This is a genomic window from Brevundimonas sp., assembly GCF_024711105.1.
Taxonomy (GTDB): Bacteria; Pseudomonadota; Alphaproteobacteria; order Caulobacterales; family Caulobacteraceae; genus Brevundimonas.
The window spans coordinates 1-25,350 of record NZ_JANJTL010000091.1; the positions used below are offsets into that span (position 1 = coordinate 1).

The window sequence follows — 25,350 nt, forward strand, 5'->3', positions numbered from 1 at the left end:
GCCCGCCTTGGGCGAAAGCGCCACCGCCGGCATGCCGGTCAGGGTGGTCAACCAGTGGGCCAGCTGGTCCATCAGCTCCAGCGCGCCCTGCACCGTCGACTGCGGCTGCAGCGGGTGGATGTCCGAGAAGCCGGGCAGGCGCGCCATCTTCTCGTTCAGGCGCGGGTTGTGCTTCATCGTGCACGACCCGAGCGGATAGATGGCCAGGTCGATGGCGTGGTTCTTCTGGCTCAGGCGCACGTAGTGGCGCATGGCCTCGGGCTCCGACAGGCCGGGCAGGCCGATCGGATCCTTGCGCACCAGCTCGCCGAGGTCGGAGCCGTGGCCCTTGGGCTCGGGCAGGTCGACGCCCGTCTTGCCCCAGCCGTCGCCCTCGAAGATCAGCTTCTCGTCCTGCAGCAGGCCGCGGCCACCGGTCAGGGTCGGGTGCTTGTAGTCGTGGTCGACGGTGTTCGGCGTGGTCGGGCGTCCGACGGTGTTCATGGTGCTCATCAGAGGATCTCCGCCAGGGCGGTCTTGAGGGCCTCGATGTGCCCGTCGGTGGTGACTTCGGTGGCGGCGACCAGCAGGACGTCGTCCATGCCGGCGTCGGGGGCGAGGCGGCCGTACGGCACGCCACCGAGGATGCCCCGGTCGGCCAGGGCCTCCACGACCTCGGTCGCGGACTTCGGCAGACGCACGGCGAACTCGTTGAAGAAGCGCGGGGTCAGCACCTCGACGCCCGGCACCGACGCCAGGGCGTCGCGGGTCTTCACCGCCGCCTCGTGGTTCAGCAGGGCCAGGCGGCGCAGGCCGGTCTCGCCCAGCAGGCTCATGTGGATGGTGAAGGCGAGCGTACAGAGCCCGGAATTGGTGCAGATATTCGACGTCGCCTTGTCGCGGCGGATGTGCTGCTCGCGGGTCGAAAGCGTCAGGACGAAGCCGCGCTCGCCATCGGCGTCGACGGTCTCGCCGGTCAGGCGGCCCGGCATCTGGCGGATCAGCTTGTCGCGCGTGGCGAACAGCCCGACGTAGGGGCCGCCGAAGTTCAGCGCATTGCCGATCGACTGGCCTTCGGCCGCGACGATATCCGCGCCCATCTCGCCGGGCGACTTGAGCAGACCCATCGAGACCGCCTCGGTCACCACGACGATGAGCAGGGCGCCGGCGGCGTGCGCGGCCTCGGCGATCTTCGGCACGTCGGTGGCCGTGCCGGAGACGGTCGGGGTCTGGACGACGACGCAGGCGGTGTCCGGCCCGATCTGGGCGATGACGTCGGCCTCGGCGTCGACGGCGGCGGGCAGGACCTGGGTCTCGACGCCGACGGCGTGGACGACGGTCTCGGTGGCGGCGACGTAGTGGGGATGCACGCCGCCGGAGATCACCGCCTTGGTGCGGCGGGTCGAGCGGGTGGCCATCAGCACGCCCTCGGCCATGGCGGTCGAGCCGTCATAGAGGGAGGCGTTGGCCACCTCCATGCCGGTCAGGGCCGCGACCTGGGTCTGGAACTCGTAGAGGTACTGCAGCGTGCCCTGGGCGATTTCCGGCTGGTAGGGCGTGTAGCTGGTCAGGAACTCGGAGCGCTGGATGACGTGGTCCACCGTCGCCGGCACGTGGTGCTTGTAGGCCCCGGCGCCGCAGAAGAAAGGCGCGGCGCCTGCCGGAATGTTCTTCGCGGCCATGGCGCCGAGCGCGCGCTCGACCTCCAGCTCGCCGGCCACGCGGGGCAGGTCGACGAAGCCGTCGCGGCGCGCGGCCTCGGGCACGTCGACGAAGAGGTCGTCGATCGACTTGGCGCCGATCGTCGCCAGCATGGCGGACCGGTCGTCGGGGGTCAGGGGCAGATAGCGCATGGGCGGTCCGGCTGAGGGGGAGGGGGACTAGCGGGGCTGGATGAGGACGTCGGCGCGAACCGAGTTGGCGAGGTAGCACTCTTCGTGCGCGGCGTGGTGGGACGCTTCGACGGCAGCCGGATCGGCCTCGCCCTCGAAGGTGACGCGCGGCCTGAGGGTGATCTTCGAGATGAACAGCTTGCCGTTCTCGTTCGGCGTCATCTCGCCTTCGGCCTCGTCGTCATAGGCGGTGACGACCAGGCCGTTCTTTCGCGCGAAGGCCAGGAAGAAGAGCATGTGGCAGGCGGAGACGGCGGCCACGAGGGCCTCTTCGGGATCGACGGCCGACGGGTCCGAGCCGGGCACCGGCGGCGCCGAGGAGCCCGGGACTACGGCTCCGCCGTCGAAGCGCCACTCGTGGCGCCGCGAGTATCGGCCGGACTTGTGGGTCTCGGCGTCCGAACTCCAGACGACATGGGCGGTGTAGGTCTGGCTCATGCTGACCCCTTCGCGTCGGTCATCAGCGTCGAAAGGGTGCGGGCCGCGGCCGCGTCCTCGGCGGCCAGCCCGGACTGTACGCCGTCATAGTCGGCGCCGCTCTTATTCTGGCTGAGCTTGAAGACGCCTTCGATCACGGTGACCGCGATGCGCAGGCCGACCACGCCGAGGCTGAGCTGGCGGACATAGGCCTCCGGCGCATCATCGACCGACCAAGCCGGCGCGCGCTCCGCCTCCATGACATCGGTGGGGGCCTCGAAATAGGGACGGACCTGGCTCGCCTCGGTGATCAGGTGCAGGAGGCCGCGCGCCTCGATGCGCTGGTAATTCCACGTCGGCACGACTCGGCCGTGCTCCGCCTTCGACGGATACATCGACGGCGAGACATAGGCGTCCGGGCCGGTGAAGACGGCTAGCACCTCGGCGCCCTCGCCCGCCTCGGCCCAGAACGGATTGGCGCGTGCGAGGTGCCCGACAAGGTGGACGATGCGGCCCTCGGCGCCGGTCTCGGCGACCAGCGGGACGTGGGCCGCCACTAGGCCGTTCGACCCGTGCGCGACGAGACAGGCCAGCGGGTGCGCCTTGATCAGCGCGCCCAGCCGGACCGGATCGTCCTCCGCAAAGGCCGCGGGCCGATACATCAGAGCGTGGACAGGTACTGGTCGTAGGCCGCCTGATCCATCAAGGCGTCCAGCTGCGAGGCGTCCGAGACCCGGATCTTGGCGAACCAGCCGTCGCCTTGCGGGTCGGCGTTGACCGTCTCGGGGGCCGAGGCCAGGGCGTCGTTGCCCTCGATGACCTCGCCGGAGACCGGGGCGTAGACGTCCGAGGCGGCCTTGACGCTCTCAACCACGGCGAAGCTGTCGCCCTGGCTGACGGTCTTGCCGGCTTCGGGGGTTTCCACGAACACCACGTCGCCGAGCGCATCGGCGGCGTGCTTGGAGATGCCGACGGTGGCGACGTCGCCGTCGAGGCGAACCCACTCGTGATCCTTGGTGAAGCGCATGGGCGAGGTCCTCTCTAGGCCTTGGGTTTGCGGTAGTAGCGTTGGGCGACGAAGGGCATGGCGACCACCTCGGCGGCGGCGGGCTTGCCGCGCACGATGACCTTCAGCTCGGTTCCGAGCTCCGAGAAGGCCGGCGGCACGTAGCCCATGGCGATGTTGCGGCCGAGCGTCGGTGACGGTCCACCCGAGGTGGCCCTGCCGATGACGTTTCCGTCGGCGTCGGCGATCTCCGCGCCCTCGCGCGCCGGAGCGCCTTCCTTGACCGACAGGCCGACGCGGACGCGCGACGGGCCGCCGTCGAGTTCGGACAGGATCCGCTCGGCGCCCGCAAAGTCGCGGCGCTCCTTGCGGCTCTTGGAGATGGCGAAGGTCAGGGCGCCCTCGACCGGCGAGGTCGTGGCGTCGATGTCGTGGCCGTGCAGCGGCAGCCCGGCCTCGAGCCGCAGGGAGTCGCGCGCGCCCAGGCCGATCGGCTTGACGCGGGCGTCCTCCAGCAGGGTGTCCCAGATGCGCTCGGCCTGGTCGGCGGGCACGGAGATCTCGTAGCCGTCCTCGCCGGTGTAGCCCGAGCGGGAGACGTAGGCGTCGACGCCGAACAGCATCAGGCGCGCCGTGTCCATGAAGCCCATCTCGGCCAGCAGCGGTTCGTGCGCGGCCATGACCTCGGCGGCCTCGGGGCCCTGGATGGCGATCAGCGCCCGGTCGTCCAGCACCGTCAGCTTCGCGTCGCCCTGGAGATTGGCCTTCAGGAAGGCGAAGTCGGCCTCCTTGTTGCCGGCGTTAACGACGACGAACAGGCCGTCGTGGTCGGGGCGGCCGGCCATCAGGTCGTCCATGATCCCGCCCTCGTCATTGAGCAGCAGGGAGTACTTCTGCCGGCCCTCCTTGAGGATGGCGTAGTCGCCCGGCACGAAGCGTTCGAACTGGGCGACGGCGTCGGGGCCGGTGATCTTGCACTGGCCCATGTGGGAGACGTCGAAGAGGCCCGCGTGCTCGCGGGTCCAGCGGTGCTCGGCCAGGACGCCCTCGTACTGGACCGGCATGTCGTAGCCGCCGAAGCCGACCATGCGCGCGCCGCGCGCCCGGTGGTTGGCGTTGAGCGGGGTGGTCCTGAGCGTTTCGTCGGCCATTCAGACTCTCGCGGTCGCTTGCGCAGGCGGTCTCCCGCCGGAAAAGCGCCCCCGCTGTCCTGAAGCCTGAGAGATTCCGGCGAGGGTTCTCGCCTTGCTCCTTCGGCGCGCCAAAGCGGCGACTTTCCAGCGTCCGTCCAAGCCCGCGCGGTTCTTTTGCCTGAGCGTTTCCGGGGCGGTTGCGCCTTCGGCTCCGGCCGCATCCGTCAGGACCGCCGGTCTCTCCCGCGAGAGCGGCTCCAAAGGCCCCGACTCATCGGGCAAGTCAAGCGCGAGGCCTTGTCGCGGCGACGTTTCCGCGCCTAGACAGCGCCCACACCGACGCGCCGTCCAGGAACACGCCCATGATCGCCCAACCCGCCGCCTTCGACGCCTGGCTGAAGAGCTCGTCCGCCTCGGAGGGCCTGGTCGAGGTCCTGATGGTGATTGGCCGGACCTGCGCGGAGATTTCCGACGTGGTGGCCGGCGGCGCGCTGACGGGCGTGCTTGGGGCCTCGGGCGCGGTCAACGTCCAGGACGAGGAGCAGAAGAAGCTCGACGTCATCACCAACGACATGCTGACCGACGCCCTGCTGGCCTGCCCCCGGGTCGCGGGCGTGGCGTCCGAGGAGATGGATGCGGTCCAGCCGGCCTCGAACCCTGCCGGCGAATGGCTGGTGCTGTTCGACCCGCTGGACGGCTCGTCCAACATCGACATCAACGCGCCGGTGGGGACGATCTTCTCGATCCTGAAGTCGCCGAGCGCGACGCCTTCGGAAGCCGACTTCCTGCAGCCGGGCCGCAACCAGCTGGCGTCGGGCTACGTGCTCTACGGCGCCCAGACGATGCTGGTGCTGACGGTGGGTGCAGGTGTGGTGGGCTTCACCCTGGCGCCGGACGGCCGCTGGCTCCTGACCCACGAGACGGTGACCATCCCCGGGGACTGCAAGGAGTTCGCGATCAACATGTCCAACCGCCGCCATTGGGCCGAAAGCGTGCAGCGCTACATCGACGGCTGTCTCCAGGGCGCCGAGGGGCCGCGCGGCAAGAACTTCAACATGCGCTGGGTCGCGGCCATGGTGGCGGACGTCCACCGCGTCCTGATGCGCGGCGGGGTGTTTCTCTATCCGTGGGACAAGCGCGAGCCGAACAAGCCGGGCAAGCTGCGCCTCATGTACGAGGGCAATCCGATGGCGCTCCTGGTCGAGCAGGCCGGCGGCAAGGCCACAACCGACGGCGTCCAGCGCATCCTCGACGTCGAGCCGACCCAGCTGCACCAGCGCATCCCGATCGTGCTGGGTTCGGCGAACGAGGTCGATCAGGTGGCGGCGGCGTAAGCCCTCACCGCCGCGATGTGCCGGGCCTTCTCGTCCTCGGGCAGGAAGGAGCCTTCGAAGCTGTTGACGGCGATTTGCGTCAGCTGGCCGCGAGTCAGGCCGACCGCGTCGGCGAGCGCGCGGTAGTTGTCGTTCACGTAGCCGCCGAAATAGGCCGGGTCGTCCGAGTTCAAGGTCACGTGCAGGCCGCGCCGGAGCATCTCCGGGACCGGATGGTCCTGGAGGTCCTTCACCACGCAGAGCTTGAGGTTCGAGAGCGGACAGACCGTCAGGGTCATCTGCTCGGTCACCAGCCGCGCGACCAGGGCCTCGTCCTCCATCGAGCGGTTGCCGTGGTCCATGCGGTCGATCTCGAGCAGGTCCAGCGCCTCGCGGACGTATTCGGGCGGCCCTTCCTCTCCGGCGTGGGCGCAGAGCTTCAGGCCAAGCTCACGGGCGCGGGCGAAGACGCGCTGGAACTTGGACGGCGGGTGCCCGACCTCCGAGGAATCCAGACCGACGCCGATGAAGTGGCGCCGATAGGGCTCGGCCATGGCCAGCGTCTCGAAAGCCGCTTCCTCCGACAGATGGCGCAGGAAGCAGAGGATCAGGCCCGAGGTGATCCCGAACTCCGCCTCAGCACGCTCCATGCCGGCGATCAGGCCGTCGACCACCACGCCGAAGGGCACGCCCCGGTCGGTGTGGGTCTGGGGGTCGAAGAAGATCTCGGCGTGGCGGACATTGTCGGCGGCGACGCGCCTGAAATAGGCGAAGGCCAGGTCCTCGAAGTCCTGCCGCGTCAGGAGCACGTTCGCCCCGGCGTAGTAGATGTCGAGGAAGTCCTGCAGGTTCGAGAAGTCATAGGCCGCCCGCACCGCCTCGACGCTGTCAAAGGGAATGGCAACGCCGTTCCGCTGCGCCAGCTCGAACATCAGCTCGGGTTCCAGCGAGCCTTCGATGTGCAGGTGCAGCTCGGCCTTGGGCAAGCCGGCGATGAAGGTGTCGAGTGACATGGCCTACTCCGAGGATGCGCCCGTTCTCCGTTCGTAATCCCAGATCATCGGACTATCCATGTAGTTCGGAGCGCGGCAGTGGCGGCGCGGATTCTCTGCGTGCGCCGAGGCCACCGAAAAGGCTCTTGCGAACAACGGATCGAGAGCCACGCGCGTGGTCAGATTCCACACCCCTTCCGAGATCATCTCGTTGCGGTCGGTGATGGCGGCGGACCGGATCTGGGGTGCGGTTTGCACGAGATCGAGGACCTGACGGGACGAGAAGCCCGTACCGCCGGCGAGGGCGTCGATGTCGTCGCGCTCGGCGCGAGCGCGTGATTGCGCGAAGCTGGTCCAGTCACGGCGTTCCAACTCCTCGCCGCCGTAGGGGCCGATACCAACCGTGGCTGTCGATGCGCGGGAATCGGAGATGCGCGCTATATGGAACACTTCCGCATAGAGCAGCGGCGACCGAGCGCCGGTGTTCAGGTCCGTAAGTCGGTAGTGCAGATGCAGACCGGGCAGGGCGCGCTGCGGCCCCTCCAGCGGCGGCTTCCAGATAGCCCAGCCCGCCACGCGTTGCTCGTCCTCCATCAGAATCTGGATGACATGCTCGCCGGCAGGACCGCGCAGCACCGCCTCGCAGACGCGCCGAGTGGCCAGGGCCGGGTTCGCGATCAGCATCGCCGCGGCCAGCGCGGCAAAGAACAGCTTCTTCATGGACTTCCCTCCGAACGCGACCCTATCGGCATGGAGGGAGGCGCGGCAAGCGTCGCTACATCCGCTCCGGCGTGTCGATGCCAAGCAAGTCCAGCGCGGTCTCCAGTTGCCGCAGAGTCGCCCGGGCCAGCGCCAGCCGCGACGGCCGGGTCGTCTCGTGCCCAGCCGCCAGAACCGGGCAGGCCGCGTAGAACTTGGAGAAGCTCTGAGCCAGGCGATAGGCGTGCTCGGCCACGGCGTTGGGGCCGCGACGGTCGTAGGCCTCTTCGATCGCCTGGGCGAAGGAATCCAGCGTCAGGGCCAGATCGCGCTCGGCGGGCTCGGCGATGACGATTTCGCCCGCGGACGCGCCGTCGGCGTCGGCCTTGCGCAGCAGGGATTTGATGCGCACGGCCTGGTAAAGCAGGTACGGCCCGGTCTTGCCCTCGAAGCTGGTGAAGCGGTCCAGATCAAAGACGTAGCTGGTGCCGCGCCAGTTGGAGAGGTCGGCGAACTTCAGCGCGGCCACGGCCACCTTGGCGGCGATGTCCTCGAACTCCTCGGGCGACAGGTCTTCGCCCAGACCCGCCTCATGCAGACGCGCGCGCGCCTTGTCGCGCGTCATCTCGATCAGGTCCGCGAGCTTGAGCACGCCCCCCTCGCGGGTCTTGAAGGGCTTGCCGTCCGGGCCGTTCATCGTGCCGAAGCCGAGGTGCTCCAGCGACCCCTCGGCGGCGTAGCCGGCCAGATAGGCGGCGCGGAACACCTGCTCGAAATGGTCGGCCTGGCGCTGATCGACGACATAAAGGCAGAGGTCGAAGGCCTGCTCATTCCGGCGATCCAGGATGGTGGCCAGGTCGGTGGTCCCGTACATGGCCGAGCCCTCGGACGACACCACCAGCAGGGGGTCGGGCGAGGGGACCACGACGACCGAGCCGTCGGACAGCTTCTTCTTCTTGGTCTCCCCTTCGCGCGCGACATGGACGACGCGCGCGCCCAGATCCTCGACCAGCAGGCCCTTGGCCTCGAGATCCTCGACCATGCCCGGGATCAGGGGGTCGGCGTCGCTCTCGCCCTTCCACAGGTCGAAGGTGACGCCGAGCGCGCCGAAGTCGCGCTGCAGCGCCTGCATCGAGACGTCGTGCATGTGCTTCCACAGGGCGCGGTAGCCGGGGCGGCCGCCTTGCAGTTCGGCGGTCGCCTTTCGGGCGCGGTCGCGGAAGGCGGCATCTTCCTTGGCGCGGGCAGCCGCGGCCGGATAGAGGCGCTCCAGATCCGCCAGGGTCACCGGGCTTTCGACGGGGTAGGGGCCGTCGCCCTCGAAGGCCGCGCCGCGGCCCTCGTCGATAAGGGCGGTGATCAGCAGCCCCATCTGGAAACCCCAGTCGCCGAAGTGCGCGTCGCCCCAGACAGTGTCGCCCCGGAAGCGGAAGATGCGCTTCAGGCTCTCGCCGATGATCGAGGAGCGCAGATGGCCGACGTGCATCGGCTTGGCCACGTTCGGCCCGGCGTAGTCGACGACCACGCGGCGGGGCTCGGCGACCGGCGCGGCGCCGGACAGATAGTCGCCCGCGACCTCGGCCGTGCGTTCCGCCAGCGCCTGGTCGGACACGCGCATGTTGATAAAGCCGGGGCCCGCGACCTCTATCGAGGCGATCTCGGGCCGGCCTTCCAGCCGCGCGGCCAGCTTTCCGGCTAGGTCGCGCGGATTGGCGCCGGCCTGCTTGGCGGCGGCCAGGGCGCCGTTGGACTGGAAGTCTGCGAGGTCAGGGCGGTCCGACGGCGTCACGCGCGCCAGGGTCTCGGACAGGCCTTCGGCGGCGAAGGCGGCCGCGACCGCTTCGCCCAGCCGGGTCTTCAGGTCGCTCATTGGGCCGAGGGCGTGCCCGCGTCGATGCGGAAGCGGGCGCCCGCGCGATTGAACTCGGCCATCTCGGGGGTCACCTCAAAGCCGATCAGGACCTCGAAGTTCGAACCCGACACGGCGATGTCGGCGCGGGGGATGGTTATGCCGGACAGGCGCTCGCGCACATAGGTCCGGTCCTGACCGCGCTCGAAGTTCACAGGCAGGTCGAAATACTGCTTGGCCAGGATGGCGCTGTTCCGCTCGGTCACCGCCACCCAGTAGCGATAGGTGCGGCTGTCGCCCTCGGCCTGCGGGCCGCGGCCGAGGTGGAACAGGATTTCCATGTCGATTTCGATGGGGTCGGCTTCGCGATAGACGCACTCGGCCTCGACGCCTTCGATCTCGCCGGTGAAGCCCACCGCCGCTGACGCCTGCTGGCCGCCCTCGAACTCGACGTAGCGGGCTGCGTCATAGAGGATCCGCACGAAGGGGCAGGGGCCGGCGTTTGGACGCTGGCGCAGGGGCAGCGGCGTGTTCTCGAAGTCCTCGTCGCGCTGCTGGCGGTCGCGGCGCTCCTGCTCCTCCTGGCGCTCACGATCCTGCTGGCGGGTCTGCGCCTGGACAGGAAGGGCCGACGCGGCTGCCGCGACGGCGAGCAGACCGATGAGGAAACGACGCATGAAGGCCCCGACAATAGGCATGAGGAAACGGCCGCGCCCGGCGCGACGCCGGACGCTCGCGCCTGATAGCGGCTAAACCGAGGCGCCGCAACGCGGGCAAACGTATCGATGAGACCGCGTGACGCGGGGTTTTCAGACAGCACGCAGCCGATCTCCGACCTCGCGGGAACTCAGTCGGCTCCTGTGAGGCCTAGCCGGGCCCGCAAGGGCGCGACGTCACCACACCCAGTCGATCCAGGTGGGCTGGCTCATGATGCGGTTGGGACCGCGCTCTGAGAGCAGGGCCTCGGTGTCGGTGACGAAGGCGATGGGGTGGCCCGGGTCGTCGGGGCCCGCGCCCGTGTCGCAGACGATTGGGACCGATGGCGCGGCCTTGGGCCCGACGTCGAACGGCAGCACCAGAGGGTCCGGATCGGACCCGTCGTCGCCGACCGTGTCCACGTCCGCGGCCTGACCGTCCTCGAACACAGGACAGATGATGGCGTCGTCGTCGGAGAACAGGCCGGTCTTGGCGTCCGCCTCGTCCGGCAGCACCTGAGGGCCGAGGTCCTTGGCCGTCTCCAGCAGCGGAGCCGGTGCGGCGATGTCGAAGTCATTGGACCTGAGCTGCGCCTTCAACACCCCGGTCAGGGTGATGTGAACTCCGCCCTTGGAGATCACCGTATTGCCCAGCCCGTCGTCGGTGGTGTGGGCCAGGACGTCGGCGTAGTCTGTGAACACGGCGGAGCTGAGCCAAATGACGTCGCTGAGGCTACCGCCGGCCGCGAAGTCGGCAATGATATCCTGACCGCCTCCTGCAGAGCGGAAATCGAAGCGATCGGCGCCGCCGCCGCCCGTCAGCGTGTCGTCCCCTCCACCGCCGACCAGCCGGTCGCTTCCCCCACCCCCAACTAGGCTGTTTGCGCCGCTGGAGCCGATCAGGAGGTCGTCATAGGCCGAGCCGGTGAGGTTCTCGATGCTGGAGAAGGTGTCGCCCTCGGCCTCGCCGCCGGTGCTGGCCCCGCCGTCCAGCCGCGCGACTACGCCTGCGGCTGAGTTGACGTAGGTGGCCGTGTCAGTGCCGGAGCCGCCGGAGAGGATATCTGCCCCGCCGCGCCCGTTCAGCACGTCGTCTCCGTCCCCGCCCGCGAGACGGTTGGCCACGCCATTGCCCCTCAAGCTGTCATTGTGATCCGAACCGGTCAGGTTCTCGATGCTCGACAGCACATCGCCTTCGGCCTCACCGCCGGTCGCCAGGCCGCTGTCGAGTTGCACCGTCACCCCGGCGGCCGAACCCACGTAGCTGGCCGTGTCGGCGCCGGTCCCGCCGTTCAGCACGTCTGCCCCGCCGCGGCCGACGAGCACGTCATCGCCCGCCCCGCCGCTGAGGCGATTGACGCCGATATTTCCCCTCAGGCTGTCGGCATGGTCCGAGCCGACCAGGTGCTCGATGCTGGAGAAGGTATCGCCCTCGGCGTCGCCGCCCGAGGCCTGGCCATTGTCGAGCCGCACCGTGACGCCGGAGGCCGAGGTGGCGTAGCTGGCCGTGTCGGTTCCAGTCCCACCATTCAGCTCGTCGCCGCCGGCGCCGCCAGTGAGCACATCGTCGCCATCGCCCCCGTTCAGCCGGTTCACGCCCGCCGAGCCGGTGAGAGTGTCGTTGTGGTTCGAGCCGGTCAGGTTCTCGATGCTGTCGTAGACGTCGCCGTTGGCCTCGCCTGTTCCGGCTCCGCCGTCCAGCCGTGCGATAACGCCCGAGGCGGCGTTGGCGTAGCTGGCCGTGTCCGAGCCCGAGCCGCCGATCAATTGATCCGCGCCGCCGCGGCCGTTGAGGACATCGTCGCCCTGGCCGCCCTCGAGGCGGTTCGCGCCGCCGCTGCCCCTGAGTTCGTCAGCATAAGCCGAACCGATCAGCTTCTCGATGCCCGTGAAGGTATCCCCCTGGGCGTCTCCACCTATACCGACCTGGCCGAGACGGGCGATGACACCGGCGCCGGACGTCGCATAGCTGACCGTGTCGTTGCCTGCGTCCCCATTGAGCGCATCCGCTCCTGAGCCGCCGAGGAGCAGGTCGTCACCCGCGCCGCCGTTGAGGGTGTCGCCGCCGGCGCCGCCGCGGAGTTGGTCGGCGCCGTCGTTGCCCGAAAGGGTGTCGCCGGAGCCGCCGCCGTAGAGGATGTCGTCGCCCGCCCCACCGTTGAGCGTCAGGGGCGGCATGTCCGCCGAGGTCAGGGTGACTTGCGACGAGCCGAAGGTCATGCCCACGTCGAAACCTTCATTGGGATCAGACCCGACGGCGACCCGTCCGCGGAAGTCGGGGAGGGCGAAGGTGGTGCGGCCGTCGCCGCCGTACTGGGTGCCGATCAGGGCGAACAGCGCCGTGTTCTGGGAGATTTGCAGAAGCTGGCCCTCACAGCGTGCATAGCCGTTGGGCACGGTGTTTCCGGCGAAGACGATGATTTCGCCCAGGTAATGGGCATCTTCTGGAGCCGACCCGTCTTCCTGCGACGGAAACACCCCCTGGAGCGCGATCAGGTAGTTCAGCGCCAGTCCAGGCGCGCGATTGTCGATCGCACCGCCCGATCCACCCATGTCGGTGGGCATCACCGCGGATGTGAGCGTCAGCTGGGTCGAGCCCAGGGTCTCACCCAAGGTTATGCCGTTACCGGTTCCGACGACGCTGCGGCCGCGCAGGTCGGGCAGGGCGAAGGTCGTGACGCCGTTGCCCCCGTAGGTCGTGCCCAAGATGGCGAACAGCGCCTGGTTCTGGTTGATGCTGAGCAACCGTCCGTCGCAGGGCAGATGACCGGTCGGGACGAAGCCACCGGCGAACTACGCAATGCTGCCCAAGGCGACGCTGCTCGGATTGCCCTGAAAGGTTCCCTGGACACGGATGAGCCAGTTGGTGGCCAAGGCCGGCTGCTCATTGTCGACGGGCTGGAACGATCCGCCTGATCCGGAAGGGAGGTTGGCTTGGTTCAGCGCGAACTGGCTGGACCCGTACTGGTCCCCGAGGACGCGGGCGAAGAGGCCGGGGCCCTGGCCCATGCCCACGGCCGTGCGGCCTCCCAGATCAGGGAGGGCGAAGGTCGTCTCTCCATCGCCGCCGTAGGTCGTACCGATCAGCGAGAACAGGGCCGAATTTTCAGCGATGCTCAGCAATTGGCCCTGACAGACGGGGTCCGCCCCGGGGTCGAAGTTGCCCGCGAACATCCGGATCATGGCCATGCTGTAATAGCTGGCCTGTTCGTCCGTCGGGGGCGCCGCCAGGCCGCCCGAAAACGGCATGCTCTGTCCGGGATAGACGCCGTAAGCAGCGATGAATTGGGTGATGACCAACGACGGCTGGTAGTTGCTGACAGGCATGGCTCGTTCCCCCGGCGCGACGCTGAAATAACGACGATCGCTGTTCGGGCACTATCTGTCCGATCAGCGACACTAGCAATGGTCATGCGCTGCGCCGTCTGGCGCTGTCCGGACGCAGGGATTACCTATCGCGCGTGACCCCGACTCCCTCGTCCCCTCGCCGTCCGATCCGGATCCGCCTGGCCACGCCGCGCGGCTTCTGCGCCGGGGTGGATCGCGCGATCCAGATCGTCGAGCGCGCGCTCGAGAAATACGGCGCGCCCGTCTACGTGCGTCACGAGATCGTCCATAACCGGCACGTGGTCGAGCGACTGCGGGCCATGGGCGCGGTCTTTGTCGAGGAGCTGGACGAGTGTCCCGCCGATCGGCCCGTCGTCTTCTCCGCCCATGGTGTGCCCAAGGCGGTGCCGGCCGAGGCGCGCACGCGCGGCCTGTTCTTCCTGGACGCCACCTGCCCGCTGGTTTCCAAGGTCCACGTGGAGGCCGAACGCCATTTCGCGGCGGGTCGCCAGATCGTCCTGATCGGCCATGCGGGGCACCCGGAGGTGGAGGGCACCATGGGCCAGCTGCCCGATGGCGCGGTCAGCCTGATCGAGACGCCCGAGGATGCGAAGCGCTTTCAGCCGCGCGATCCGGAGCGGCTGGCCTACGTCACCCAGACGACCCTGTCGCTGGACGACACCGCCGAGATCATCGGCGTGCTCAAGCGCCGCTTTCCGGGCCTGCCGGACCCGCACAAGGAAGACATCTGCTACGCCACGACGAACCGCCAGGAGGCGGTCAAGCGGGTCGCGGCCGAGAGCGACCTGGTGCTGGTGATCGGCTCGCCGAACTCGTCCAACTCCGTCCGGCTTGTCGAAGTCGCGCGGCGTGCGGGCGCCAAGGCCGCGCGGCTGGTTGATGATGCCGATGCCGTCGACTGGTCGTGGTTCCAAGGCGTCTCCACCGTGGGTGTCACCGCCGGCGCCTCGGCGCCCGAGCCGCTGATCGCGGCGCTCGTGGCCGCCATCGCCGAGCGGTTCGACACGGAGGTCACGGAGGACTCCGGCGAGCGCGAGACGGTGACCTTCAAGCTGCCGCGCGTGCTGGCGGAAGCCTGAGGCCGCCTTGTCCCACGTCATCATCCACACCGACGGCGCCTGCCGCGGCAATCCCGGCCCGGGCGGCTGGGGCGCGGTGCTCCAAACCGGAGGGGGTCACGAGAAGGAGCTGTGGGGCGGCGAGGCCAACACGACCAATAACCGCATGGAGCTGATGGCCGCCATCATGGCGCTGGAGGCCCTCAAGCGACCCTGTCGCGTCGATCTGCACACCGACAGCCAGTACGTCATGAAGGGCATCAGCGAGTGGATCCACGGCTGGAAGGCGCGCGGCTGGAAGACCGCCGACAAGAAGCCGGTCAAGAACGACGACCTGTGGAAGCGGCTCGACACGGCGCGTCAACGGCACGAGGTGCACTGGCGCTGGGTCAAGGGTCACGCCGGCCATGAGCTGAACGAGCGGGCCGACGCGCTCGCCAACCGGGGTGTGGACGAACTGCTGGGCCGCTAAGCCTAGAGCGCCGTCTCAATGCCTACGGCCACCAGCCGGTTGCCGGAATAGCGGGCGAAGGCCTGGCCCCAGGCGTCGCCGCAGGCGAATTGTGACCGCACATGGAGCTGGTTGTCCGGCGAAAGCACGCCGGTCGCGCTCTGCTGGGTGACCGCGCTCAGCAGCCGCGCCGCCCGGGCGCGATCCGCGCCTTCGGAAAAGTCCCAGGGCAGGGGAGCGGCGCCCACCTCGACGTACTTGGAAAGAATGTAGCCGTCGTAGAGGCTGTAGGTGACGCCGCGCTCGTCCTGCAGCACGCACTCGGCCTCACTGACCCCGCTCGCACAATGATCGACGACCGAAAAGCCGTCCGGCAACGCGGCCAGGCGCGTCCCGAATGCGAGCGAGCCGAAGTCGTCGAGACGGGCCAGGGCCTCGCAGCTCTGCGCGGAGGCGGCGCCGGCGATCGCCAGGGAGCCGGCGGCCAGGGCGCAGGAGATCAGCGTCTTCATGTCTTCACCTTCAGTCTGGAGCCGTCGAAGCCCTCGACGACCACGCTGGAACCGACCGGCGGCGCATCGCCCTCGATGTCCGCGGCCCATTCGGAGCCTGACACGAAAACCCGGCCCCGGCCATCGACGAAGGGATGCACCACCTCAGCCCGTTGGCCGACCAGTCGGACTGTGCGGTCGTTGATGTCCGGCTCGCCCGGATTGACGCGCTTGATCAGCTTGCGCGAGCCGATCGTGGTCACCAGCACGAAGACCCCGAACAGGGCGATCTCGATGGCGGGGCCCAGGTCCGGCGACACGAGCGCGATGAGGGCCACCGCCCCGGCCGAGACTGCGGGCCAAAGGAGCCATTCCGTCCCTGCGGCCGCCTCGACGGCAAGGATGAGACAGCCGAGCGCCAGCCAGATCCAGAAGGGCTGGGATTGATAAAGGGCGACCACAGCGTCCATGGCGCTCTACTCCGTGCGCGGAACCGCGCCGCCTCGACGCGGCGCCGGGGAGGTGGGAGGGGCCGGCGGCGTGCGGGCCGGGGCCGCCGCCTGCCGGTTGTCAGTGCGCGCCTGCTGCTGCTCCTTGGCCAGGCCGACCAGTTCGCCGACGCCGGCCAAGGTGCCGACCAGGGCCCCCATCTCCGAGGGGACGATGACGGTCTTCTGCTGCGGGCTGCGGGCCAGCTCGGCGAAGGCTTCGACGTATTTCTGCGCCACGAAGTAGTTGATGGCGTTGACGTCGCCGCGCGCGATGGCCTCGGACACCATGGCGGTGGCCTTGGCCTCGGCCTCGGCCTCGCGCTCGCGGGCCTCGGCGTCGCGGAAGGCGGCTTCGCGGCGGCCTTCGGCCTCGAGGATGGCGGCCTGCTTGGCGCCCTCGGCGCGGGCGATGGCGGCCTGCTTCTCGCCGTCAGCCTCAGTGATCACGGCGCGGCGCTCCCGCTCGGCCTTCATCTGGCGGGCCATGGCGTTGGTGATGTCGGCCGGCGGGGTCAGGTCCTTGATCTCGATCCGGTTCGCCTTGACGCCCCACGGCTCGGTCGCCGCGTCGATGACGTGCAGCAAGCGGGTGTTGATGGCGTCGCGCTGGCTCAGCACCTCGTCCAGCTCCATCGAACCGACCACGGTCCTGAGGTTGGTCATGCAGAGCTGGGCGATGGCGTAGGAGAGGTTGTCGACGCGATAGGCGGCCCGGGCGGCGTCCATCACCTGGATGAAGACGATGCCGTCGACCTTCACCATGGCGTTGTCCTTGGTGATGACCTCCTGGGTTGGAACGTCGAGCACCTGCTCCATCATGTTCATGCGCCGGCCGATGCCCTCGACGAAGGGCGTCAGCAGGTGGATGCCCGGCGACAGGGTGCGGGTGTATTTGCCGAACCGTTCGACGGTGAACTCCCGGCCCTGAGGCACGATCTTGATCGTCGAGAAGACGACCACGAGGGCCAGGACGAATAGAGCGACTGCAACCCAGAACATGGAACCTCCCTTGTGCCGGCTACGCTACCGCACAGGCCAGGGCTCCGCCACAGAATCCGGATTGACCTGGGCGCCTGTGGCTGGTGTTCGGCGCTGATGGAGAGGCGATGACGAGATTGCGGCGATTTCTGCCCCTGGCCCTGGTGATCCTGGCCGTCACGGTCTTCTTCGCCATGGGCTGGAACCGCTATCTGTCCTTCGAGTCGATCCAGCTCTACGGACAGGAGCTGAAGGGCTTCGTCGACCGCAACTGGCTTCTGGCGCTGGTGCTGCTGATCCTGGCGTTCGCGACGCTGACCGCCAGCGTCACGCCGGGCGTGTTCTTCGTCACCGTGCTGGCCGGATTTCTCTTCGGGCCCGGGGTGGGAGGGGTGGCGACGGCGCTGGCGGCCACGCTCGGAGCTCTGGCGGTCTATGCGGTCGGGCGTACGGCCGCGCGCGATGTCCTGAGGCGCTGGATCGACGCCCGGGGTGGCCTGGCCGCGCGGATCTGCGAGCGGATCGATCAGGACACCTTCATCTATGTGCTTGGCGCGAGACTGATGGTCAGCGTGCCCTTTCACCTGATCAATGTCGCAGCCGGCGTCGTCGGGGCGCCGCTCAGGCCGTATTTGCTGGCGACCTTCCTTGGAGTGCTCCCGGCTCACTTCCTCTACTGCTGGATCGGGTCGAACCTCGCGACGGTGGGGGGCGAAACCGACATCCGCAGCCTGTTCGCCAACTTCGCCCTGCCTCTGACGGGCGTCGGCGTCCTCTCGATCGGCTTGCCTCTGGCCTACCGGGCCTGGCGCAATCGGAAGTCGCGCGCCGCCTAGAGCGAATGACCGCCTAGGGGTCGCCTTCCGGCGTCCCAGCGGCTAAGCGAACCCTTCGCTCGAACAAGGGGAGGATGCCGTGGCGCGCCGCGCGACACTCGAATTCCTGAGAACCGAAGCCGCCTCAGGCGTGATTCTGGGTTTGGCCGCCGTCGCGGCTCTGATCGTCGCCAACTCGCCCCTGGCCGCGGACTACTTCGGCTGGCTCAAGAGCGAGCACGTCCTGCAGATCGGCCCGATCCGGCTCGAGGAGTCCGTTTCCGACTGGATCAAGGAAGGCCTGATGGCCATCTTCTTCCTGGTCGTTGGGCTTGAAATCAAATACGAAATCATGCGCGGGGAGCTCAGCAATCCGCGCAAGCTGGCCACGCCGGTCCTGGCTGCCCTGGGCGGGATGGTGGCGCCGGCCCTGGTCTATCTGGCGATCGCGACGCCCATGGGCGGGCCGCATCAGGGCTGGCCTATCCCGCTGGCCACCGACATCGCCTTCGCGTTGGCGGTTTTCGCCCTCGTGGCCCGCAAGCTTCCGGCGTCCTTGCGGGTCTTCCTGCTGACCCTGGCCATCGTGGATGACCTGGGCGCCATCGTCCTGATCGCGGCCCTGTTCAGCGAGGGCATGTCCTGGCAGCCGGCCGTCGCTGCGGTCGGACTGCTGGTGTTGGGCGGCCTGCTGGTGCGTTGGCAGAGGGTGCCCGCGCCATTCTGGGTGCTGGGTTTCGCGCTCGTCTGGTACCTGACGGTCCTGTCGGGACTGTCGACATCGCTGGCCGCCGTCGCCTTCGCGGCCATCGTCCCGATCACGCCGCGCCGCGAGGACAGCCAGAGCCCGCTGAAGGAGGCCATGCACGACCTCCACCCCTATGTGGCCTACCTGGTCCTGCCGTTGTTCGCTTTCGCCAAGGCCGGGGTGTCCTTCGCCGGCCTGTCGATCGCCAGCGCCCTGACGCCGCTCATGCTGGGGATCGCGGCGGGCCTGTTCGTCGGCAAGCAGATCGGGGTTTTCGGCTTCGCCTGGCTCGCCACGGCGCTCCGGATCGGGGCGCGCCCGACGGGCTCGACCTGGCTACAGCTCTACGGTGTGTCGATGCTCTGCGGGGTCGGCTTCACCATGAGCCTGTTCCTGGGGGTGCTGGCCTTCCCCGGCGCGGTGGACTCGCCCGAACAGGTGCAGGTGAAGCTCGGCGTTCTGCTCGGCTCGATCCTGTCGGCGGTGGTCGGCGCCCTGATTCTATTCGCCGTCGGCCGTGACCAGTCCGCGACGAACGCTGACGACGCCGTCGCAGACGGGGACGAATGACTCGACGAATATTGACCTAGCGTCATCCATTTCTGTCGTTTTTGCGTCACAGCTTGGCCTCACGACCTGACACAAGCCCTTGCGCGGCTTGTGATTGGCGAAAGTTCGGACTACCCAATTCCGGTCAGAATCCGCCGTTCGAGCGGGTCGATCAGGTTTGGAAACGCAAGTGCGGTCTGAAAATCAGCCGCCACATTCGGGGTAGGACATGCGCTTCACTCAAATTCTTCGTCTGACGGCCTCCGCCGCCGTGCTCTCCGGCCTCGCGGCCGGCGCGGCCCAGGCGCAGGACGAGCCCACGCGGGTCGACGAGATCATCGTCACCGCCCAGAAGCGCGAGCAGAGCCTTCAGGACGTGCCGATCGTGGTCACGACCCTGTCGGAAGAACTGCTCGAGGACGCGGGCGTCCGGGACATCAAGGATCTCCAGATCCTGACGCCCGGCCTGACGGTCACCTCGACCACCTCGGAAACCATCACCACCGCCCGTATCCGCGGCGTCGGCACCGTGGGTGACAACCCCGGCCTGGAAAGCTCGGTCGGCGTGGTCATCGACGGCATCTACCGTCCCCGCAACGGCGTCGGCTTCGGCGACCTGGGCGAGCTGCAGCGCATCGAAGTGCTGAAGGGCCCGCAGGGCACCCTGTTCGGCCGCAACACCTCGGCCGGCGTCATCAACATCATCACCGAGGCTCCGTCCTTCAATCCGGGCATGGAAGCCGAGCTGACCTATGGCGACTACGGTTCGTGGGGCGCGGCCGGCTCGGTCACGGGCGGCCTGTCCGAGACGGTCGCCGGCCGCCTGTACGTGGCGGCGCGCCAGCGTGACGGCTTCTACGACGTCCGCACCGGCGACGGCCCGCGGACCAACACTGAAGACCAGACCCAGGACTTCTGGACCATCCGTGGCCAGCTGCTGTTCCTGCCGAGCGACACGGTCTCGATCCGCGCGATCGCCGACTACTCGACCCGTGAGGAGTTCTGCTGCGTCGCCACCCAGATCCGCTCGGGTCCGACCGCCGGCCTGGTCAACCTGCTCGCCACCGGCGGCCAGGGCGTCCGCCCCGCGGTCACCGGCGGCAGCTTCGGCCCGGCCCCGGGCTATCAGTTCCTGCCCTATTCGCGGACGGCCTTCTCCAACCGCGACACGGGCCAGGACATTGAGGACATGGGCCTGTCGGTCCAGGCCGACATCGACCTGGAAGCCTTCGGCGGTTCGACCCTGACCTCGATCACTGGCGTCCGTTCGTGGGAATCCACCAACGGCATGGACATCGACTTCTCCGGCGCCGACCTGCTGTACCGAGATCAGAACGGCGACTTCGGGTTCGGCCTGGACACCCTGAGCCAGGAATTGCGCCTGGCCGGCGGCAACGACCGTCTCGACTGGCTCGTCGGCGCCTACTACTCGTCGGAAGACCTGGCCCGCCAGGACAGCTACTTCTACGGTGCGGACTACGCCAACTACGTCTCGCTGCTGCTGACGACGACCGCTCCGGGCGGCCCCTACGCGGGCCGCGTGGGCTGTCTGACGGCCGGCGCGCCGTTCAACACGGCCCCCGCCATCGGCGGCTGCGTGGTCGGTCTGGTCCCGGCGACGGGCGTGACCTTCGCGCCGGGCCAGGGCGTGCGTGACCGCTATTCGCAGGACACTGAAACCTTCGCCCTGTTCACGCACAACACCTTCGCGCTCAGCGACCGGCTCGACTTCACCTTCGGCCTGCGCTGGACCCACGAAGAGAAGACGCTGGACGCGCTGCAGACCAACATCAACGGCAACGGCGGCGTCTGCGCCGCGGCGGCCGGCAACGCGGCGGGCATCGCCGGCGCCTTCGGCCCGGCGGCGGCCCAGCAAGCCATCGGCCTGCTCTGCCTGCCCTGGTCTAACGCGGCCTTCAACAACCGCGCCACGCACCAGGAGAACGAGGAAGACGCCATCAGCGGCACGGTCAACCTGTCGTTCGACCTGACCGACGACGTGATGATCTACGGCGCCTACTCCCGCGGCTATAAGGGCGCGGGCTACAACCTCGACCGCGTGCAGACCGGCGTGACCCCCGACGCCTCGACCTTCTTCCCGGCCGAGACCGTCGACAGCTGGGAACTGGGCCTGAAGTCGACGCTGATGGACGGCTCCATGCTGTTCAACGTGACGGCCTTCCACCAGACCTTCTCGGACTTCCAGCTGAACACCTTCCTCGGCACCGCCTTCGTGGTGGAGTCGATCCCCGAGGTGACCTCGGTCGGCCTGGACATCGACTCGATCTGGTTCACCCCGATCGAAGGCCTGTCGTTCCAGGGCGGTGTGACCTACACCAACACCGAGTACTCGAACTTCACGGCCGCCGACCTGTCGAACCCGGCGCGCTTCGGTCCGCTGTCGCTGCTGCCGGGCAACACCATGTCCTTCGCCCCCGAATGGTCGGCGACGGGCGCGGTGACCTTCGAGCGGTCGATCGGCGCGGGCCTGATGGCCGGCTTCAACCTCGCGGCCAAGTACACCAGCGAGTACAACACCAAGTCCGACCTGCTGCCCGCCGGCATCCAGGAAGCCATGACCCTCTTCAACGGCCGCATCACCCTCGGGGCCGAGGACGAGCGCTGGGCTCTGGAGCTTTGGGGTCAGAACCTCACGGACGAGGAGTACTACCAGGTCGTGTTCAACGCCCCGCTGCAAGGCACCGCCTTCGCCAGCATCCCCTACAACCCGGCGACGGACACCCAGACCTACAACGCCTTCCTGGGCGCGCCGCGCACCTGGGGCGTCACCCTGCGCGTCCGCTACTAGGAAGCGTCAGACATCAAGCGGGCGCGCCGGGGCTGGCGCGTTCGCGAGGGGCGGGAAACCGGCCGGGAGCGATCCCGGCCGGTTTTCTTTTGAGGCGTCAGAGTTTGGCTTCGCCGGCCATGATCTCGGCGTAACGCTCGGGCTTGAGCCGGACGTAGGCGCCCTTCGGATCGCGGACGTAAAGCTGGTCCGTGATCTTCGACGGGTCGAATCCCTCGGCCACCAGGTCGACCTTTCGATATTTGAAGGTGCCCGTCGTCTGCAGGTCCTTCTTGAGGCGCAGGAAGACCGGCCGTGCATAGGGCGCCAGCTGCTCGTCCACGTAGGCGCCAAACAGCTTCGCATTGAAGCGGCCGGAGGCGACGATGCAGGCCATGCCGGCCTTGCCCTCCGCCCCCGGCGTGGGCACGCCGTAAACGATCGCCTCGGCCACGCCCGGAGCCTCGGCCAGACGCTCGGCCACCTCGGTGGTGGAGACGTTCTCGCCCTTCCACCGGTAGGTGTCCCCGATCCGGTCCACGAAATAGAAATAGCCGTCCCGGTCCTGGCGCATCAGGTCGCCGGTTCGAAACCAGGCGTCACCCTTCTTGAAGACGTCGCGCAGGACCTTCTGTTCGGAGGCCGCCTTGTCGGCGTAGCCGGAATATTCGAGCCGCGCTTCCGAGCCGATCATGCCGATCGCCTCGCCAATCTCGCCAGGCCGGCATTCCTGGCACAGGCTGTTCGCGCCGCGGATCGGCTCTCCCGCGTCCAGATCGAACCGCACCAGCCGCAGGTTCAGGCGGTTGCGGACATAGCCCGGGATGCGGCCGATTGCGCCGGGCTTGCCGTCGAAGTTGAAGATTGACGCATTGCCCTCGGTCGAGCCGTAGAACTCGAGGATCTCGGGGATGGCGAAGCGTTTCTGGAACTCCGTCCAGACCTCGGGACGCAGGCCGTTGCCGAAGGCGAGCTTCAGCCTGTGGTCCCGCTCCATCGGGTGCTCGGGCTGGCCGACCAGATAGCGGCAGAGCTCTCCGATGTAGACGAAGCGGGTCGCGCCCGTGGCGACCACGTCAGGCCAGAACTGGGTGGCGGAGAATTTCCTGCGCAGGATCAGGGCCGCGCCGTTCAACAAGGCGGTTCCCACGCCACAGAGGCCGCCCGTCGAGTGATAGAGGGGCAGTACGCAATAGACGCGGTCCTCCGCGGTGGTGCCGGTCGCCCCTGCGAAGGCCCGCATGTAGAGCCGCGCGCGGCTGTGGCTGATCCGCGCCGCCTTGGGTAGGCCGGTCGTGCCCGAGGTGTAGATGTAGAGGGCGATGTCCCGGTTGGTGAGCCCGGACCGCACCGAGCGGTCCGGCCGCACGCCGCTGGCGCTCTTGATCGCCTTGTCCAGATTGCGCCGGGCGCTGGCTTCCTGGCTGTCGGGCAGGTCCAGGACCCAAATCATCACCGCCTTGTCGAGCTTGCCGGAGGCCGCCTCGACCGCCTGCCAGGTCTCGGTGTCGGCGATGATGTGATGCGCCTTGGAGATGGCCAGGCTGTGGGCCAGGGCGGCGCCGGTCAGCTGGTTGTTCACCAGGGCGGCGGCCACGCCCACCTTGGTGAAGCCCATCCAGGCCGCCAGGAATTCGATCCGGTTGGGCAGGACCAGGGCCACGGTGTCGCCGCGCCGAAGATTGCGCCCCTTGGCCCAGTGGCCGAAGCGGTTGGCGAGCATGTCGAGCTCGCGGTAGGTCAGCTGGCGCTGCTCGTCGATCACCGCGACCCGGTCGGGCCAGCGATCCACCGCCTCTTCGAAGTCGTCGCAGACGAGGTCCGGGCTCTCGAGCGTGATCGGCTTGATGCGCTGGCTCAGCCGCCGCAAGCCCTTCAGGTAACGCAATTCGCGCTTGAGCCGCGCAATCAGCCTCATCGAACCGTCCTGGTATCCCCGCTTCGTTGATGGCGAAGCCGCGCCAGCGGGTCAACCGCCGCGACGCCGCAGGCGGAGTCAGGAACCGTCAGCGGCGCCCCCGTTTGATGCAGGTCATGGTGGGATCATCCAGTGGGGGCTTCCCTGGGGGGGTCCGCCGCGCCCTGGTTTGCTTGTCTTGCGGCGAAAATGGGGGCCTCACCCGGCCTCGTTCAGGATGCCCGCCGGATGCGGGCGAAGAGGATGAAGTCATGAAAGCTGTCGTCACCACCCTGGCCGCCGTCGCGGCCCTCGCCGTCTCGGCCGGCGCCGCCTCGGCCCAGAACTGGCAGATCGCGCCCAACTACGGGTCGCTGTCGCTGCGCGCCGGCTTCACGCCGGACCCGTACAACATCAACCTGACCGCCGGCGGCAACATCGACGTGTCCTATTCGATCGGCAGCCACTGCCGCGGCTACGTCACCAACGCCCCGGACGTCGAGCTGTACTATTCGGCCGGTTCGCTGCCGCTGATCCTGTCGACCAACTCGGGTTCGGACACGACCCTCGTCGTCAACGGCCCCGATGGCAGCTGGTACTGTGACGACGACGGCGGCGATGGCCTGAACGCCAGCTTGCGCTGGAACCGCCCGATGTCCGGCACCTATCACATCTGGGTCGGCACCTACGGCTCCAACCCGGCGGCCGCGACCCTGTCGATCTCTGAACTCTACTCCTACTGATCGACGCAGGACCGTTCTGGAGAAAGCGCCCCGGCTTGCCCGGGGCGCTTTTTGCTTGGCCGTTTTCGGCCACGAAATGACCCCCGTTGGGGCCGGAACCGCCGACTAGCGGCGCCGTTCGCTCTCTCGACGAGCAATACGGAGCCGCCGAATGACGCTTCCCACACCGACTTCCAACTGGACCGAACGCGACCTGAAGGGACGCGATTTCGGGACCCGTCGCCCCGCCGAGCCGACGTCCTTCGACCCCGAGATCCGTGGGGCCGACGCCGAAGTCTCAGACCGTCAGGATGAGCTTTTCGCTTCCACGCCGAGCCGGGCTGCGGACGCCGAGGCGGCGAACCGGCGCGGCGGACTGGACGACATCTTCGATGCGCCCCTGACCAGCAAGGCCGATCTGGATGAGAATCGCACTGACGCCCTGCTCGACGCGCCCCTGACCAGCAAGCTGGACGGCACGGCCCGCGGCGCCCTGTTCGACGCGCCCCTGACCAGCAAGGCCGACCTCGAACGCGCCGAAGCCGGACGCCGGAGCGACGCCGCGCCAGACCGGCCTCTGGCGCACGTCGCGCCGCTGGCGACCGCAGGCGCCTATTCGAGCGTGACGGCCTCTTCGCCTGCGCCCGCCCGGGACCAGGATGAGGGCTTTACGCCCGCGCACGCGCGGGCCCCGTCCCGGTCGCGCGGCCGGGCCTTGATGTTGGCCGCCCCGGTCGGCCTTGCCGCCGTGGCCGCGGTCGGCTTCCTCGCTTTGTCCGGCACAGGCGCTGAGGAGGCGGCCGCTCCAGAGGCCCTGTCGCCGGCGACGATCCCCGCCGCGCCCAGCGCGGAGCCGCAGCCGCTGGCCGGCATGGGCGTGAGCGATCTCGGCATCGCGACGCCCGCCGCCGAGCCCGTCCGGACGGCCGAGGCGACCTCGCCGCCGCCCGCGCGAGCGGAGACGCGATCGGCTCCGGTCCGCACCCGGACGGCGCCGGCTGAGGAGACCGCACCGCCGCCCGCAGTCGCGGCTGAACCC

At 68.6% G+C, this 25,350-nt stretch carries 22 protein-coding genes, 3 pseudogenes and 1 riboswitch; of the genes and pseudogenes, 8 read left to right on the forward strand and 17 right to left on the reverse strand.

Translation table 11 applies throughout. From position 1 onward, the window contains the following. The 6 genes and pseudogenes from Q0M60_RS06515 to gcvT all read right to left on the reverse strand — a co-directional run. A pseudogene (locus Q0M60_RS06515) lies at window positions 1-492 on the reverse strand (aminomethyl-transferring glycine dehydrogenase subunit GcvPB); the annotation flags it as partial. Next, complete coding sequence (gcvPA, locus tag Q0M60_RS06520; RefSeq protein WP_296817532.1) at window positions 492-1,832, reverse strand: aminomethyl-transferring glycine dehydrogenase subunit GcvPA; 1,341 nt, start codon at window positions 1,830-1,832, stop codon at window positions 492-494. The gene gcvPA and the pseudogene Q0M60_RS06515, both read right to left, overlap by 1 nt. 27 nt (window positions 1,833-1,859) lie before the next feature. Beyond that, complete coding sequence (locus Q0M60_RS06525) at window positions 1,860-2,309, reverse strand: OsmC family protein (RefSeq protein WP_296817534.1); 450 nt, start codon at window positions 2,307-2,309, stop codon at window positions 1,860-1,862. Continuing rightward, window positions 2,306-2,950 (reverse strand): FMN-binding negative transcriptional regulator, encoded by a 645-nt coding sequence (locus tag Q0M60_RS06530; protein ID WP_296817536.1) that lies wholly within the window; start codon window positions 2,948-2,950, stop codon window positions 2,306-2,308. The genes Q0M60_RS06525 and Q0M60_RS06530 overlap by 4 nt, the downstream gene beginning before the upstream one ends. Then, the gene (gcvH, locus tag Q0M60_RS06535) at window positions 2,950-3,315 is read right to left on the reverse strand and encodes a glycine cleavage system protein GcvH (protein ID WP_296817538.1); all 366 of its coding nucleotides are present in this window, start codon (window positions 3,313-3,315) and stop codon (window positions 2,950-2,952) included. Before gcvH ends, Q0M60_RS06530 begins: the two co-directional genes overlap by 1 nt. A 14-nt stretch (window positions 3,316-3,329) precedes the next feature. Further along, on the reverse strand, window positions 3,330-4,445 hold the full coding sequence (gene gcvT / locus Q0M60_RS06540; protein ID WP_296817540.1) for a glycine cleavage system aminomethyltransferase GcvT: 1,116 nt from the start codon (window positions 4,443-4,445) through the stop codon (window positions 3,330-3,332). Window positions 4,446-4,583: 138 nt separating this feature from the next. Beyond that, a riboswitch (glycine riboswitch) is annotated at window positions 4,584-4,683 on the reverse strand. 106 nt (window positions 4,684-4,789) lie between these two features. Here gcvT and Q0M60_RS06545 point away from each other — a divergent pair. After that, entirely contained in the window at window positions 4,790-5,761 is a 972-nt protein-coding gene (locus tag Q0M60_RS06545; RefSeq protein WP_296817542.1) for a class 1 fructose-bisphosphatase, read from the forward strand. Here Q0M60_RS06545 and Q0M60_RS06550 read toward each other — a convergent pair. The 7 genes and pseudogenes from Q0M60_RS06550 to Q0M60_RS06580 form a co-directional block, all read right to left on the reverse strand. Beyond that, on the reverse strand, window positions 5,743-6,753 hold the full coding sequence (locus tag Q0M60_RS06550) for an adenosine deaminase (RefSeq protein WP_296817544.1): 1,011 nt from the start codon (window positions 6,751-6,753) through the stop codon (window positions 5,743-5,745). The genes Q0M60_RS06545 and Q0M60_RS06550 overlap by 19 nt on opposite strands. Window positions 6,754-6,756: 3 nt before the next feature. Continuing rightward, on the reverse strand, window positions 6,757-7,452 hold the full coding sequence (locus Q0M60_RS06555; RefSeq protein ID WP_296817546.1) for a hypothetical protein: 696 nt from the start codon (window positions 7,450-7,452) through the stop codon (window positions 6,757-6,759). A 55-nt stretch (window positions 7,453-7,507) separates the two neighbouring features. After that, window positions 7,508-9,301 (reverse strand): arginine--tRNA ligase, encoded by a 1,794-nt coding sequence (argS, locus tag Q0M60_RS06560; protein ID WP_296817548.1) that lies wholly within the window; start codon window positions 9,299-9,301, stop codon window positions 7,508-7,510. Further along, entirely contained in the window at window positions 9,298-9,957 is a 660-nt protein-coding gene (locus Q0M60_RS06565; RefSeq protein WP_296817549.1) for a Tat pathway signal sequence domain protein, read from the reverse strand. The genes argS and Q0M60_RS06565 overlap by 4 nt, the downstream gene beginning before the upstream one ends. A 216-nt stretch (window positions 9,958-10,173) precedes the next feature. Beyond that, window positions 10,174-12,540, reverse strand: a complete 2,367-nt coding sequence (locus tag Q0M60_RS06570; protein WP_366855650.1) for a tail fiber protein — start codon at window positions 12,538-12,540, stop codon at window positions 10,174-10,176. An 87-nt stretch (window positions 12,541-12,627) separates the two neighbouring features. Further along, window positions 12,628-12,756: pseudogene (locus Q0M60_RS06575) on the reverse strand (phage tail protein); the annotation flags it as partial. Window positions 12,757-12,768: 12 nt separating this feature from the next. Next, window positions 12,769-13,302 carry a tail fiber protein gene (locus tag Q0M60_RS06580; protein ID WP_296817551.1) on the reverse strand — a complete coding sequence of 178 codons (534 nt, stop codon included), beginning with the start codon at window positions 13,300-13,302 and terminating at the stop codon, window positions 12,769-12,771. Between the two features lie 134 nt (window positions 13,303-13,436). Here Q0M60_RS06580 and ispH point away from each other — a divergent pair, with 134 nt between their 5' ends. Together ispH and rnhA are read left to right on the forward strand one after the other, a co-directional pair. Beyond that, window positions 13,437-14,402 (forward strand): 4-hydroxy-3-methylbut-2-enyl diphosphate reductase, encoded by a 966-nt coding sequence (gene ispH, locus Q0M60_RS06585; protein WP_296817553.1) that lies wholly within the window; start codon window positions 13,437-13,439, stop codon window positions 14,400-14,402. Between the two features lie 7 nt (window positions 14,403-14,409). Next, complete coding sequence (gene rnhA / locus Q0M60_RS06590) at window positions 14,410-14,853, forward strand: ribonuclease HI (RefSeq protein ID WP_296817555.1); 444 nt, start codon at window positions 14,410-14,412, stop codon at window positions 14,851-14,853. A gap of 2 nt (window positions 14,854-14,855) precedes the next feature. On the opposite strand, the gene Q0M60_RS06595 is transcribed toward rnhA, so the two are convergent. From Q0M60_RS06595 to Q0M60_RS06605, 3 genes are read right to left on the reverse strand one after another with little or no spacing between them, the layout of a single operon-like run. Next, entirely contained in the window at window positions 14,856-15,344 is a 489-nt protein-coding gene (locus Q0M60_RS06595; RefSeq protein WP_296817557.1) for a hypothetical protein, read from the reverse strand. After that, window positions 15,341-15,793, reverse strand: coding sequence for an NfeD family protein (locus Q0M60_RS06600; protein ID WP_296817559.1), 453 nt, complete (start codon window positions 15,791-15,793; stop codon window positions 15,341-15,343). Before Q0M60_RS06600 ends, Q0M60_RS06595 begins: the two co-directional genes overlap by 4 nt. A 6-nt stretch (window positions 15,794-15,799) precedes the next feature. Continuing rightward, window positions 15,800-16,813 carry an SPFH domain-containing protein gene (locus Q0M60_RS06605; protein ID WP_296817561.1) on the reverse strand — a complete coding sequence of 338 codons (1,014 nt, stop codon included), beginning with the start codon at window positions 16,811-16,813 and terminating at the stop codon, window positions 15,800-15,802. Window positions 16,814-16,920: 107 nt separating this feature from the next. Between Q0M60_RS06605 and Q0M60_RS06610 the strand changes: the two genes are divergently transcribed. The 3 genes from Q0M60_RS06610 (at window position 16,921) to Q0M60_RS06620 (ending at window position 21,713) form a co-directional block, all read left to right on the forward strand. Beyond that, the gene (locus Q0M60_RS06610) at window positions 16,921-17,628 is read left to right on the forward strand and encodes a VTT domain-containing protein (RefSeq protein WP_296817563.1); all 708 of its coding nucleotides are present in this window, start codon (window positions 16,921-16,923) and stop codon (window positions 17,626-17,628) included. A 79-nt stretch (window positions 17,629-17,707) separates the two neighbouring features. Continuing rightward, window positions 17,708-18,925, forward strand: coding sequence for a Na+/H+ antiporter NhaA (gene nhaA / locus Q0M60_RS06615; RefSeq protein ID WP_296817565.1), 1,218 nt, complete (start codon window positions 17,708-17,710; stop codon window positions 18,923-18,925). A 208-nt stretch (window positions 18,926-19,133) separates the two neighbouring features. Further along, entirely contained in the window at window positions 19,134-21,713 is a 2,580-nt protein-coding gene (locus tag Q0M60_RS06620) for a TonB-dependent receptor (RefSeq protein WP_296817567.1), read from the forward strand. Window positions 21,714-21,810: 97 nt separating this feature from the next. Here the strand turns inward: Q0M60_RS06620 and Q0M60_RS06625 are convergent, their stop codons facing one another. Continuing rightward, window positions 21,811-23,610: a long-chain-acyl-CoA synthetase gene (locus Q0M60_RS06625; RefSeq protein ID WP_296817569.1), complete on the reverse strand. Its 1,800-nt coding sequence runs from the start codon at window positions 23,608-23,610 to the stop codon at window positions 21,811-21,813. Window positions 23,611-23,861: 251 nt separating this feature from the next. Here Q0M60_RS06625 and Q0M60_RS06630 point away from each other — a divergent pair, with 251 nt between their 5' ends. After that, a complete protein-coding gene (locus Q0M60_RS06630; RefSeq protein WP_296817571.1) occupies window positions 23,862-24,332 on the forward strand; it encodes a peptidase S1 in 471 nt (156 codons plus the stop codon). Window positions 24,333-24,483: 151 nt separating this feature from the next. Beyond that, window positions 24,484-25,350 (forward strand): annotated as a pseudogene (locus tag Q0M60_RS06635) (hypothetical protein); the annotation flags it as partial.